This is a genomic window from Xanthocytophaga flava (assembly GCF_030068545.1).
Lineage (GTDB): Bacteria > Bacteroidota > Bacteroidia > Cytophagales > 172606-1 > Xanthocytophaga > Xanthocytophaga flava.
Genome location: NZ_JASJOR010000002.1, coordinates 349448 through 362440, shown reverse-complemented (window position 1 = coordinate 362440; position 12993 = coordinate 349448). Strand labels below are relative to the sequence as shown.

The window sequence follows — 12993 nt, the reverse complement described above, 5'->3', positions numbered from 1 at the left end:
ATTTTATTTATAGGATGAAAAGAATAGGGATGCAGATTTTTTTCTTCAGCATATTTTCTTTCACCTTTGTATAATATGTTTATTTGCCAATAAGAACAAGCCTTTAGATACAGACTTATTCATTAACAAATTGAAAAATGCTGCAACTCAACTTTATACGTGAAAATACAGAGCAGGTCATTAAAGCCCTGCACAAAAAACACTTTAAGCAGGCAGAAGAGACCGTTGCCGATCTGCTGGACCTGGACCAACGTCGTCGACAGGCTCAAAATGAACTGGATCAGACATTGGCTAGAGCCAATAATCTGGCAAAAGAGATTGGAGGTTTGATGAAAAACGGACAAAAAGAAGAAGCTGAAAAAGCAAAAGCAGAAGCGACTTCTTTACGTGAAAAAAGCAAAGTGTTGGAAGAAAGTCTGAAAGAACTGGAACAAAAGCAACAGGATGTACTGGTAACCTTGCCTAATCTGCCTCATAGCAGTGTACCCGAAGGACGCAGTGCAGAAGACAATGAAGTGGTTTATGCACATGGTGCTATTCCTGAACTGGGACCTGAAGCTGTTCCTCACTGGGATCTGATCAAGAAATATGACATCATTGATTTTGAATTAGGAAATAAAATTACAGGTGCTGGATTTCCTGTGTACAAAGGCAAAGGAGCTAAATTGCAACGTGCCTTAATTCAGTTTTTCCTGGACGAAGCAGAAGCCGCCGGATACACAGAGATTCAACCACCTATCCTGATCAATAAAGATTCTGGATTTGGTACAGGACAGCTACCTGACAAGGAAGGTCAGATGTATTATGCAACAGAAGACGAACTCTATCTGATTCCAACAGCTGAAGTACCGATTACCAACCTGTATCGGGATGTCATTCTGGAACCTAAAAACCTGCCCGTTAAAAATGCTGGGTTTACACCTTGTTTCCGCAGAGAAGCCGGTGCATGGGGTGCTCACGTGCGTGGTCTGAATCGTCTGCATCAGTTTGATAAGGTAGAGATTGTACGGATTGAATTGCCTGAAAACTCATATAGTGCATTGGAAGAGATGAGTAAGTATGTACAGGGATTGCTGCAAAAGCTGGAACTGCCTTATCGGGTACTTCGGTTGTGTGGAGGAGATATGGGCTTTACGTCTGCTCTTACCTATGACATGGAAGTATACTCTGGAGCACAGCAACGCTGGTTGGAAGTTAGCTCTGTAAGTAACTTTGAAACGTATCAGGCTAATCGCTTGAAATTACGTTATCGGGACGAAAACAAGAAAACTCAATTGTTGCATACACTGAACGGAAGTGCATTGGCTCTGCCTCGTATTGTGGCATCTATTCTGGAAAATAACCAGACACCAGAAGGTATCCGCATTCCAAAAGTATTGCAGCCTTATACAAAATTTGATATGATCTCTTAACAGATCTGTTTAGTTGTTTTTCCATAAAGGCCCTTCTATCTGATTTGTGTGGAAGGGCTTTTCTTTTGTAAATATATTCTCTGTATATGCTTTCTCTCACTGAATTTCAAAAGAACTTTGGGACTTTGCCTGTATCAGATACGTTGGTTCAGTTACTCACTTTTCAGGATACTATTCCTGAAGGCGCATTCTATGCCGAGGGATTTCAACTCTGTTTACTACAGAATGAAGGAATTCGTTCGTACTCAGAGGATGAAGAGTTTCTTTGTTCATTGATAGAATTTGCTCAGGCAGGTTGGACTGGTTCGACCTATGCACTCTGGATTAATGAACCTACCAAAAGCCTTGAAGAAATGCCTGTTGTAGTTTTTGGTAGTGAGGGTGGCTACCATGTGATTGCACAAAATATAGTTGAGCTGATTAGGCTCTTAACGTTAGACACTGAACCCCTGGTAGACTGGGAAAAAGTTTCTTATTACAAAGATGAGAGCGATTGTATTTCCAGTTCATGTGCTCATGAGTATAAAGCGTGGGTATTAAGTACATTTCAACTAAATTCTATCGAAACGACTGATGAAGCAGACGATAGTATAAAACAAGCACAAAGGCTTTATCAGGATGCATTTCATAATTGGATAAATAGGTATATTCCTGAAAGAACATAAAGAGAAGCAGTAATAGTATTTTGCTATGGCAGAGAAGTTATCAGAGACAATAAAACAGATTATCGAATTGGCAACAAACTCTCCTCATCTTTACCGAGAGCTTGTTCATAAAGAGTGGTTTCCTTCGGAGGAGCTAGATTTATTAGTAAGGCGATATGGTAAAAGATATTCTATCTTTCAATCTCCACTATTGCCCTTTGCATCAGTTGAGTTATTTTTGCCTCCATATAACAATAATGAAGTACACTACACTATCCAATTCAGCAAAGTTTCAGATCTGTGTACCCATTATTTTATATATGAGATTAATAACCCATTTGCTGAACCCATACGAAAGTTTACAATATGGGAAGGAACTGCCTATTCACTTAAAGAAGAGAGATTTGAAAAAGAGATTAAAGACTATTTTGAAAAGGCTAATCTTTTTTGGGTGCATTATGAAGATTTAAAGGTATCTACATCCATAAAAAGATACAACCCAGAATTTGGGAAAGAGATAGAAGAATGTGTAACTCTTGATCATCTGGTATTTTGGGATAGCTTTTATTTGTTAGAATGATTGTGATTACCAGTTAGGAATGCTTATCATGCCTGATGGGGATTATACCCAGGCTTTTTTAATAGATCACAATGAAATATTCCTATACTTTACTAGAACTAGGCGAGGTTATTATAACCCAGGGAATAAACCCTTTGATAGGACGAGAATTCTCAATCAGGAATAATGGACCATCTAAAGAAGATATCAGATTACTAGTTGATTATATACTGACATACATTTTGGAAGAGGGGAAACAGATCCGTGATCAGGAAACGTTTGGTTGTGGTTCGTGGATGATTCAGTTTGTGTTTGATGCGACTTATATCCAGTTGCATGAACTGAAAGGCGTAAATGATAATAAGAATATATACGAGTTTGATCTAACCCATACCATTAATTTTTTCAGATCACAATTTGATCTGTGCGAGGAATATGCTGTTTCCCCGGAGATTCCTGCAATATGACAGAAAATAGTCGCTTCCAGGGAAGTGTACGAAGGGAGTGAAGTCAACGGTGTCAGATACAAATCTCCTGACCATATGACGGGCTGGTATTTAACCTCCAATTCTTACAATGGGGACATTAATTCTTTGCTAGTCGACCATCTGTATCATATTCTAAAAGAACGGCCAGACCTGGCTAAATTCTTAGCTTTGCCAGTTGGTTGGAGATTTTATGCAGATACACACAATAAAGAAGTGTGGTTTGACAAAGACACATTGTAACTGCTGATTGACTAGGAGAGAGAATAGAATAACTATCGGATAATAACTATATAAGCCTATTGGAAATGTATGAGTTGGGTAAAACAAGCATTGGAACAACTAAAGAGTAACGGAACATGTACCATTTATCCGACTGGCAACTCTATGAGAGGCAAGATTGAAAGTGGACAGGAAGTATGTCTGACAAATAAGACCCTGGATGAATTGACAGTGGGAGATATCGTCTTTATACGCTGGAAGGGCAATTACCTATTGCATCTAATTCTGGAAATCAAAGAGGATCAGATTCTGATTGGAAATAACCTGGGCAAAGTGAATGGTTGGATTAATAGACGTGATGTATTAGCCCGGATGGATGAGATAAATGCTAGGTAAGAAAGATTAAAGTAGAGAGATGTGGTACTATATGATAGTTAAAAGTTACCTACTTATAAGCTTTGGTGTGTAAACTTGGCCTCCAGATGATAAACATGAATAAGCAGAGACAAAGCTGGAATAATAAGTAGTTAAGGATTAAGCTACCAGATGAATATTATTTCCCTGCTAATCCAAAAAGCTTTAAGATTATGAAAAAACGAGAATTAGTGTTTCGGTATTTTATGGATACCGAGATAATTGCTGTAGATAGAAGACGAAAGTTAAAAGATATGAATCTTCAGGAAATTTATGACGTGCTTGCTTTTTGTGATATCTTGATATTAGATAGGAATAAATTGAACAATACTATCTACATAAAAGATACAATAGTTAGCTTTTGCTATAATTTTCTGAAGGGATTAAAAGAAATAGAAATTGATAATAACTATAAAGGTCTTATGATGAATTTGGATGATCATTATTCATTTCGGTACTATTTTGAAAATGATTTTCTTCTTGTGGTAGACGATGATAAGGTTTATAAATATGATTTTAAACCTTTTTATCAATCACTTAAAAAGTTTTGGAAGAAGGTATCGCTAGATCTGGTATTTTTTTATCCTGAGCTAAAAGAAAATAGACATTTTCAGGCTATACAAAAAGAGTTAACTGGTATCTGATAATGAGGCTAACTTCGATAGTGGGTGTATCAGTAAGGAGTAGAAAACTTTTGTGAATGGTTGAGTAAGTCTTTACAATAATACAAGGTTAGTGACAAAAATATTACTTAAACAATAATGGATGGAATAGTAAGTAGATACAAAACACGGGAGTGGTTAATAAAAAGTATTACTAAAGTAGCAGCTAGCAAAGATACCTGTGACATTCATATAGATGAGTTGCTGGGCAAAGAATATTACAAAACACTTAAACCAAAAGAGGTGCTGCAGACCTGTTGTATATTCATGGATATTATAGATGAGTTGCTGCAAGAGCTTGATATTAACCTAAATGGTATAGGGATCTATATATCAATAAGTTTGACTAGTGAGCAATCCATATTTCAGGGTGCACCAAAGAATCTTTCAGAACTGGAAGAACTTGTAGAAACTTATTTTGTACCTGAAATCATTATATATTCTATCATTCAATCAGAAATTATCCCACTCATCGAGTTTTACAGAGTTCCCATACACTTTGAAGTGTACAATTTTAGAAGAAAAGCTATGCTTCTTTACAAAGAGTACAGGGATTCTCAACTGGCTATCATAAATGCCAATGAAGAATTTACCAGAAGTATAAACATAGTTTTTCAGAACTATACCTACTAGGGATGTATATATCATCAACAGTAAGGCTTACTCACTGACTTCAGCAAAAATTTCCTCTTCATGAAAACCATCGTTACCTTTCTGTTATATAGTATAGTTATGGGTTGTTGTATCAGATATAGAGTATATGATGCTTTTGGGGCAGGTAGGTATGATGCAACACGGTCAGAAATTCCAGGATTACAATCAATGTACGAGCTGCAGCATCATAGAAATACTCGTCCTGGCACACGAAATATGTACAGACCATACCTTCCAGAAATCACAATCGAACGAATCAGAATACCTAGCCGATGAAAAAAAATATACTTTTTGTTCTATGTGGATACTTGATGATTCTTGTTTATAGTTGCAGTCATAACGACACCAATGTTTCCTGTAAAGGAATAAGCTTTGAAAGAATATACGCTGAAAGAAAAGGAAATAATAAAGTTCAATTTAAAAAGCTGGAAGAGTATTAAAACCTGATGATGTAAATTATATGCAAGATTTACAATTAGGTGGGAAGGACGATACTTTTAATATGGATGGCTTACATAAAAGTGTTAATAGAAGCTTAAAGTTCCAAATCCATCAAATAAAAAACGAACCAGTTGGGACTAAAATAACCATTAACTAATTTTATATATGTTAGACATATTTTTATCCAAATTTACTAAAGCATCAAGCTTTGAAGGTAGTCGTAGTAATACTGAAAAAAATACAGGTATCGAAAGTCTTCTAAATTATTTGGGAGGTTGTTCTTTTGATAATGGTTTATATAGAATTCATACATCTGATTCGTCAAAACACTGGACAAAATTGCTATCTTCTTATTTTTCTGTAAATGGTATAAAATGTTTTGCTTTTGACTGGGCAGGGAAACAGTATGCAACTGACAACAAAGACGAACAAATTATAGTATTTGATCCAGCGGAAATGCAGATTTATACTATGAAAGTAAATTGGGAAAAGTTTCATGATTATGAATTAGTTGACTATAGGGAAGAAGACTTAGATGAGAAATTATTTAAAGAGTGGATGACATTAAATGATACTAAAAAATTGAGTATTGATAAATGTATTGGCTATAAACAATATTTGTTTCTTGGAGGTGAGGATAACTTTGATAATATGGAACTAGTAGATATAGAAATATATTGGGAACTATCCAATCAGATCTATAGAAAAACGAAAGATCTACCATCAGAAACAAACATAAGGGGAGTATCTTTAGATTAAAATTCTCCAATCACATGGACACAATTTTGTTAATGTAAGAATCTAGGGTAGAGTATTCCCAACAAATGGCTTATATTCCGGCTACTTGTATTCCTTCAGATTACAAACAAACTACCCTGTTGATTCCTGCATTTGAATACACAGAGATCACCCAGAAGAACAGAGAGAAGAAACGTATTCTTCAAGTACACCAATCGTCACCTGAACAAGCTAAACAGAAAGCTAGCCAAGCGGTGGAGTCGGTATAAGTATCCTTTTCAGATTGTCAAATACCGCCAGATAGATTCACTCTACCCTGACAAAGAGAAGTATCGGTATATCGTAGATCGGTTTGCTACCTTTCGCTATAAACCAATGGACAATGTTTCGTATGCTACCTATCTGTATTATTTTCAGGACCGGAAAACAGACAAGACCTATCAGGAAATGAAGATCTACTCAAGTATATTCTGGAAAACGACACGGGTAATTATCCAGAAGCTTAACAAAGGCGTCAGACAGCCCGCACTCGCTTCTTCCTCACAGCCTAAATGAGGGAAATAATTCTTTCTCATACACCAAGCATGGCTCTATTTTTCACACGTGTCCCGCAGTGGCGGGAAGTTTCTTTCAGAAGGACAGCAAGGGGGATTCCTTTCAGAAGGACAGAAAAGGATTTCTTCTTCTATGAGGATGTTTTTCTTTATTTACAGAAGTCATTTCCGGAAAAGTTATGGGACAGGACAAAGGTTGGTCTTCATTGGAGGAAGGATCGGAGAAAAGTTCCTTTTTGATTATCACGCCGTGGTGTGACAAAAAAGTGTCATGTTGCAAGTAAAACAAAAATGAGCACTATAAAAAAGTTCAGAAATAGCTCTGAAAAATGAAATAGACAAGCTATCTGAAATAAAACAACGCCTACACTTTTGAAAAGCATAGGCGTTGCTTACTTTTTAATTGAAAGTACATCCAAAATTTGAGATAACTATATCAACTACTGTAGATTCAGTAAGTCACTTTACCTATACACCCAATATTCATTCACCTCCGCATAGTAGGCTGTATCACTATTGGTATTAGGCCAGTGGTCTTTATCAAAACCGGGAGAGTTCTTTACATACTCTTTGGTTCTGTCGAGGACAAAACACCTGCGAGGGCCATCCAGTATTAATTCATTGTAAGGAATGGCAAACAGTTTGCCGCCAATACCTAAAAATGATCCGGACTCTAGCACTACATATTCAATCTTTCCTGTCTGGATGTTGATCATCAGATTTTGGATGTTTCCCAGGTCTTCATCGGCCCGGTTAATCACTTTGTCACCTATAATAGAAGTCGCGGTGAGACGTTGTACCGGAATGTTGGCATCTGCTCCTTCATGATTGATGCCTGTTCGGTTATCAGCTTCATAAGTTCCTATAGCCATAAGTACCTCCTTATTTTAGTAAGACATTATACACTACAACTTTCCAAAGAAAGCCTTTTTACTAAAAGCAAAAGGCTACCTATGTGGGGTAGCCTTCGGTTAATCGTGGTCCTTTCGCTGGCATTACCCAGTTCAAGTAAATGAGGATATATTCTCAGGTCTGACTTAAGAAAATGGATCTTTTTCATCAGAAAATGAATCTTACTTTTAGATACATTTCTTTTTACTTCTATCAGATGAATAATCTTAAACCAGCCACTCCTTTTAAATTATCTCTCCTTTCTCAGACTAACGCTTACAATAGATAAACTTCTGTGCCTGAGGCAAATTTGTGCAAAAATTGGTATTTACCTGAGTAGGAAGGGAGATAAGTGTGGTGTTTTTTTCAGGGTGTGGCGAAAAAATGCCTCAGTATTATTTCTGTCTATCAGTATGTTATACTAGAATTCGTTTACTTAAGATTAGGTAATGTAATGGTTAGTGTGGTTCCTTCTCTTTCTCTTGTTTTAAGATCAATCTTTCCCTTGAGCTTCTCTACAACCTTCTTAACCAGATACAATCCTAAACCAGAACCTTCTGATATATCAGATGCTCTGAAAAACATGTCAAATACCCTGTCAGTGTAATGCTCCATAATCCCAATCCCATTGTCTTTCACCTGGATAACAAACTCCTTTGTTTTGGGATTTTCCCATATCGAGATACGGATATAGGGATCTTCTTTGCGCAAATCATGGTATTTGATAGAATTGGAGAGCAGAGTGTTGAGAATGATACGCAACCGGGATATATCTGAATAGATAGGATGATCCTGGCGGATGTCTATCTCAAAATCAATAGAAGAGAACTGAGGCAAAAACTTCTGTCCCTCCATTGCTTCCATTATTAACAGCGACATATCTATCTTTTCCGACTCAACCTTTGTGCGGTCGTTGCGTGAGTACTGTGTCAGATCAAAGATAAATTTGTCCAGACGTAATACGCTACGTTTCATCATATCCATGTATTGCATAGCCTGTATCGGAAAGTCCCGTTGTGCAATGTCTATCAGTCCCAGAATGTTAACAAGCGGGGCTCTCATATCATGAGATGCTTTATATACAAAGCTGTCCAGTTCAAAATTAAGGCGACTGAGTTGTTCTTCTGATCTTTTGCGGTCTGTAATATTGTGTAGATAAAAGGCAAAGCCTGCGATAACAGGATCTTCCATCAGATTGGTAATCGCGGCATCAAAGTGCATAGTGCCTTCTTCTGTTTCAATAGAGAGTTCCTCTCTAATAGAGGAAGCTGTACTTCCGGGTTGGACCAGTGTATCTAACAGGTAGCTCAATCGCCGATGTTCTACAATGTTCAAGGCTTCAAACAGATTTCTTCCCAATAGTTCCGCAGGCTTTATTTTTAAGATGGATGTTACAGAGTCATAGACGTACGTGATATTGAGTTCTCTATCGACCAGCAAAATAACCACATAGGATCGCTCTAATGGATACCGGTATTTTTTTTCGTTGCGGCAAAGTGCTTCCTGAAAATGAGGGCGAGCAGTTGACAAATCCATAGTATAACAGAGTTAAGTAATGGAGAATCAGGTTATAATCTTAATGTATCTTTGTATACATGTTGCATGGTTTATCAGTTAAAACTGACAGAATAAATAACGGACAGAGATAGTCTGCCCGTTATTCGCAACCTGGAAAAACACTCTACACAACTTCTGATTGTTGGTTCAAAAAAATGCTCCTTTTCCATGTAACTGTATTCGCTGGTTGTGATATAAAGCTACTGTAGAATCACTGTTGTTGAATACCGGAATCGTTCAACAGGCAAAAGTGATCGTTGAAAAAGTGAATTAAAAAGATGCTACGCTACCGCCTTATCCTGTCCTATAACTTTTCTGGAAATGAAACCTGTAAATAAAGAAAAAACACTCTTACTGTCCTTCTGAAAGGAATATCCACACGCTGTCCTTCTGTAAGAAACTTTTGCCAATAGAGCCACATTTCCTTTATGAGAGAAAAAATCATCTCTGTCGGAGAGGCCGGCAGTCTTGCCACGAGTTCCTTTCAGGAGGACAAAAAGGGTGTAAGTACATAAAAAAGAGAGTTTTCTCTAAAACCTTCAAAATTGAAAAAGGTATCGGACACGATAAGCGTTACCTCTTGCCTAAAAGTTTCAACAGTAGCCAGCATACACCATCATCCGAACCGAACTTTGTGTCATACTGTTCTTTGTGTAAAACCTTTTCTGGAATTTGTTGCTTATGTTACGCTGGCTGGATGTTCTCAAATATGCCCGGTATAGTAATCCGGAACCTTCTCGCAGAGTAGAGAAGACTGAAGACGAATGGAAACAGATACTCACTCCGGCTCAATACCATATTACACGCGAAAAAGGCACAGAGCCCCGATACCGCAATGCCTATTGCCGATCGTATGAACCTGGTGTGTATGTCTGTGTAGGGTGTGGAAGTCTGTTGTTTAACTGGACAGAAAAATACCATGCAATATCCGGTTGGCCCAGTTTTACCCAACCAATCTCCAGAGGGGCTATCAAATATGCTTTTGATGATAGCTACAAGATGGAGCGTATTGAGGCACTATGTAGTGTATGCGATTGTCACTTAGGACATGTATTTCCCGACGGCCCTGAGCCTTCCGGATTGCGGTATTGTATCAATTCAGAGAGCTTGGTGAGGTTGGAGGAGGGTATAGAAAAGCAGGCTTAGTTTTTTGGAGGGAAAAGTGCTAGTTCGTACTTCTGTTCAGGTTATAAATTTAACAAGATAGCATGGTTTGGAAACTCACTCCTTTTTATCCTCCGAGAAGCTTTCAGGAGGACAGAAAAGGGGGAAAGCTTCTCAGGAGAAAAAAGGAACAGCAAAACAGAACACTAATTTCAAGTTGACAGGAAGAGAGAATGATTTTTTCAGAAGGGCAGGATGTAGAAATTTTCTTAGGAGGACACAAAGGGATAGGTTTCTTTATAAAGAGAAAGGTATTTTTTAATGTTATCTACAAGACGATACAGCAAAATAGAGCGATAAACTCATGCTACCACAACAGCTACCTAACTCAATGACTTATAGAAATGATTGGCTTCTTCTAATGCCTGGGTACAAATTTGCTTGAGGATTGTAACGTGAGCCAGCTGCTGTTCTTCATCACCTATATTCTCTTCAAGTGCCGTAAGATAGTCAGCTACTTGATCTGTCAAGCCCATAATGGATATGGTTGTTTTCATGTTATGGGCTACACGACGCACAACCGCAAAATCTTTTTTTAGTAGAGAGGATTCTATAATTTCCAGTTCTTTAGGAAGGATCTCCAGAAACTGCAGTGTCATCATTTTCTCATATTCTTTGTCACCTTTGCTAATCTCTGATAAGTACTGCAGATCAATACAGGAATAGGTATGAGATACAACGTTAATGGAGTCCGGAGCCGTTTGCGAGTTCTTATCGGTTATCAGAAACTGATTAATCAACCCATACAGATCCTGCTCACGGACAGGTTTGCTGAGGTATTCGTTCATGCCATAACTGAGGCATTTTTCGCGTTCGCCTGCCATTGCATGGGCTGTCATGGCAATGATGGGCACATCCAGCTTTAGTTCTCCCCGGATATGCTGGCTGGTTGTATAGCCATCCATTCGCGGCATCTGAATATCCATCAGTATCAGATCGTATTTTCGATCCTGCAAGTATGCCAATGCTTCCACACCATTACTGGCAACGTCATAGGATAGTTTCCACTGATTGAGTAGATGTTTAATCAGACTTTGATTCATCGTATTGTCATCAACCAGTAACAGATGAGCCTGTGTCAGTTCTCTGTTTTCAGAATAGGTGACATCTCTTGGCTGGGGAGCAGTAAATTGCTCAGCCGAGATCTGGTAAGGAATACAGAAAGAGAAGGTCGTTCCCTTGCCCACTTCACTCTGTACACTAATTTCTCCGCCCTGTATTTCTATCAGTTCTTTGACAATAGAGAGTCCTAGCCCGGTACCTCCATAATTACGGGTAGTAGAGTCTTCTGCCTGCTGAAATCGTTCAAATATGGCTGCTATTTTCTTTGTATCAATGCCAATACCTGTATCTCGTATAGAAAATCCCAGTCGGATGGTTGTATCTGTAGTGCTTTTGGTAATGACCCGCACAGAGATATGTCCCTTTTCTGTAAATTTCAATGCATTGCCAAGCAGATTGACCAGAATCTGAGTCAGGCGGGTGGCATCTCCAATAAGTGTATCTGGTACAGAGGCCTCAATATCTGTTTGAAGCACTAGCCCTTTTTCCCGCATTCGTTCACCAAACAAGGTTTCCACAGAGTGTACCAAGCCCCGTACACTAAAAGGATTTGCTTCAATACGCACCATTCCGGCCTCTATCTTAGACAAATCCAGAATATCGTTGACAATAGAGAGCAGATTTTCGCCTGCTTTCTGAATAGAATCTGTAAACTCTGCTTGTGCTGCATCTTGTTTGTGACTTTTCAGCAGGTTTGTAAAGCCCAGAATGGCATTGAGTGGCGTTCGTATTTCGTGGCTCATATTTGCCAGGAAATTTTCCTTGACCCGGGCGGCTTCTCTTGCCTTCTTTTCCGATTCATCCAGTCTTACAATCAATTGGTTTTGTCTGCGAATCCGGTTTACTATAAACCAGAACCATCCACTGGCACTCACTACAATAAACGCAATCAGTATCCCACCCCAGGTACGCACCCTTTTGCTGCTTTCCTCTATCGAGTCACTGAGTTGTGTCATCAGTTGCTGACGACTGTTATAGATACGACGTGTAGCCATACTGATCTCATTGGATACTTCTCTCGCATGTGGATTGGAAATCAGGGTAGTATCATCCATCTTGCCTGTATGCTTGTAGCGGAAGAGGAGAAGATCTTTGGTGCTCCGTTTATTTTCGGCAATGACATGAAGCCGGTCTATATACTGAATCACTGTCTTATCCTTATCCATTGCCCGAAGTGTATCCAGATAGGCCTCAATCTGAGAGATCTTTTCATCCACTTCACTTAAGTGTGATATATCACTGGTGGCAATAGCACCTCTTATTCTGCTTTCTACCCAATACATATCCCGTTCCATTTCTCTCAGATGGCTACTCAAACGAAGTTCGGTCAATAACTTTTCGTTACCTTCAATGAGTTGGTTAATGTTTTGGGAAGAGTTATACTGAATACCTATCAGCAGCAATGTGCCTATAATAAAAGCAGATAAGATAAGAAGTATGAAGCGATTACCAATCATATAGTATATGCAAAAGAGCTGGTAAAATGACAAAGCATACTGTGACAACTCCTATCAGAACTTTTCACTGTGTTTTC

The 12993-nt window shown here is 38.4% G+C and carries 14 protein-coding genes; 11 read left to right on the top strand and 3 right to left on the bottom strand.

The features are described from left to right. Positions 1-137 precede the first annotated feature (137 nt). From serS to QNI15_RS04230, 10 genes are all read left to right on the top strand, one after another. Complete coding sequence (gene serS, locus QNI15_RS04275) at positions 138-1412, top strand: serine--tRNA ligase (protein ID WP_314003067.1); 1275 nt, start codon at positions 138-140, stop codon at positions 1410-1412. An 86-nt stretch (positions 1413-1498) separates the two neighbouring features. After that, positions 1499-2077, top strand: coding sequence for a hypothetical protein (locus tag QNI15_RS04270; RefSeq protein ID WP_314030706.1), 579 nt, complete (start codon positions 1499-1501; stop codon positions 2075-2077). 25 nt (positions 2078-2102) lie between these two features. Next, positions 2103-2636, top strand: a complete 534-nt coding sequence (locus QNI15_RS04265; RefSeq protein ID WP_314030704.1) for a hypothetical protein — start codon at positions 2103-2105, stop codon at positions 2634-2636. Positions 2637-2707: 71 nt separating this feature from the next. Beyond that, positions 2708-3082, top strand: coding sequence for a hypothetical protein (locus QNI15_RS04260; RefSeq protein WP_314030703.1), 375 nt, complete (start codon positions 2708-2710; stop codon positions 3080-3082). Between the two features lie 6 nt (positions 3083-3088). Next, positions 3089-3343: an immunity protein Imm33 domain-containing protein gene (locus tag QNI15_RS04255; protein WP_449358284.1), complete on the top strand. Its 255-nt coding sequence runs from the start codon at positions 3089-3091 to the stop codon at positions 3341-3343. A gap of 69 nt (positions 3344-3412) precedes the next feature. Continuing rightward, on the top strand, positions 3413-3718 hold the full coding sequence (locus QNI15_RS04250) for a hypothetical protein (protein WP_314030700.1): 306 nt from the start codon (positions 3413-3415) through the stop codon (positions 3716-3718). Positions 3719-3909: 191 nt separating this feature from the next. After that, positions 3910-4380, top strand: a complete 471-nt coding sequence (locus QNI15_RS04245) for a hypothetical protein (RefSeq protein ID WP_314030698.1) — start codon at positions 3910-3912, stop codon at positions 4378-4380. Positions 4381-4497: 117 nt separating this feature from the next. Beyond that, positions 4498-5031 carry a hypothetical protein gene (locus QNI15_RS04240; protein WP_314030696.1) on the top strand — a complete coding sequence of 178 codons (534 nt, stop codon included), beginning with the start codon at positions 4498-4500 and terminating at the stop codon, positions 5029-5031. 627 nt (positions 5032-5658) lie between these two features. Further along, complete coding sequence (locus QNI15_RS04235; protein WP_314030694.1) at positions 5659-6252, top strand: T6SS immunity protein Tdi1 domain-containing protein; 594 nt, start codon at positions 5659-5661, stop codon at positions 6250-6252. Positions 6253-6384: 132 nt separating this feature from the next. Continuing rightward, positions 6385-6786, top strand: coding sequence for a hypothetical protein (locus QNI15_RS04230; protein ID WP_314004333.1), 402 nt, complete (start codon positions 6385-6387; stop codon positions 6784-6786). A 463-nt stretch (positions 6787-7249) separates the two neighbouring features. Here QNI15_RS04230 and QNI15_RS04225 read toward each other — a convergent pair whose 3' ends face one another. Beyond that, positions 7250-7657, bottom strand: coding sequence for a PRC-barrel domain-containing protein (locus QNI15_RS04225; RefSeq protein WP_314030693.1), 408 nt, complete (start codon positions 7655-7657; stop codon positions 7250-7252). A gap of 451 nt (positions 7658-8108) precedes the next feature. Then, on the bottom strand, positions 8109-9212 hold the full coding sequence (locus tag QNI15_RS04220; protein ID WP_314004331.1) for a PAS domain-containing sensor histidine kinase: 1104 nt from the start codon (positions 9210-9212) through the stop codon (positions 8109-8111). 702 nt (positions 9213-9914) lie between these two features. On the opposite strand from QNI15_RS04220, the gene msrB reads away from it, so the two are divergent. Then, on the top strand, positions 9915-10379 hold the full coding sequence (gene msrB, locus QNI15_RS04215) for a peptide-methionine (R)-S-oxide reductase MsrB (protein WP_314004330.1): 465 nt from the start codon (positions 9915-9917) through the stop codon (positions 10377-10379). 341 nt (positions 10380-10720) lie between these two features. Here msrB and QNI15_RS04210 read toward each other — a convergent pair whose 3' ends face one another. Continuing rightward, positions 10721-12916, bottom strand: a complete 2196-nt coding sequence (locus QNI15_RS04210) for an ATP-binding protein (protein ID WP_314004327.1) — start codon at positions 12914-12916, stop codon at positions 10721-10723. Positions 12917-12993: the final 77 nt, after the last annotated feature.

Coding starts and splice junctions, on each gene's coding strand:
- serS (WP_314003067.1), top strand. CDS start 138: ATGCTGCAACTCAACTTTATACGTGAAAATACAGAGCAGGTCATTAAA.
- QNI15_RS04270 (WP_314030706.1), top strand. CDS start 1,499: ATGCTTTCTCTCACTGAATTTCAAAAGAACTTTGGGACTTTGCCTGTA.
- QNI15_RS04265 (WP_314030704.1), top strand. CDS start 2,103: ATGGCAGAGAAGTTATCAGAGACAATAAAACAGATTATCGAATTGGCA.
- QNI15_RS04260 (WP_314030703.1), top strand. CDS start 2,708: ATGAAATATTCCTATACTTTACTAGAACTAGGCGAGGTTATTATAACC.
- QNI15_RS04250 (WP_314030700.1), top strand. CDS start 3,413: ATGAGTTGGGTAAAACAAGCATTGGAACAACTAAAGAGTAACGGAACA.
- QNI15_RS04245 (WP_314030698.1), top strand. CDS start 3,910: ATGAAAAAACGAGAATTAGTGTTTCGGTATTTTATGGATACCGAGATA.
- QNI15_RS04240 (WP_314030696.1), top strand. CDS start 4,498: ATGGATGGAATAGTAAGTAGATACAAAACACGGGAGTGGTTAATAAAA.
- QNI15_RS04235 (WP_314030694.1), top strand. CDS start 5,659: ATGTTAGACATATTTTTATCCAAATTTACTAAAGCATCAAGCTTTGAA.
- QNI15_RS04225 (WP_314030693.1), bottom strand. CDS start 7,657: ATGGCTATAGGAACTTATGAAGCTGATAACCGAACAGGCATCAATCAT.
- QNI15_RS04220 (WP_314004331.1), bottom strand. CDS start 9,212: ATGGATTTGTCAACTGCTCGCCCTCATTTTCAGGAAGCACTTTGCCGC.
- msrB (WP_314004330.1), top strand. CDS start 9,915: ATGTTACGCTGGCTGGATGTTCTCAAATATGCCCGGTATAGTAATCCG.
- QNI15_RS04210 (WP_314004327.1), bottom strand. CDS start 12,916: ATGATTGGTAATCGCTTCATACTTCTTATCTTATCTGCTTTTATTATA.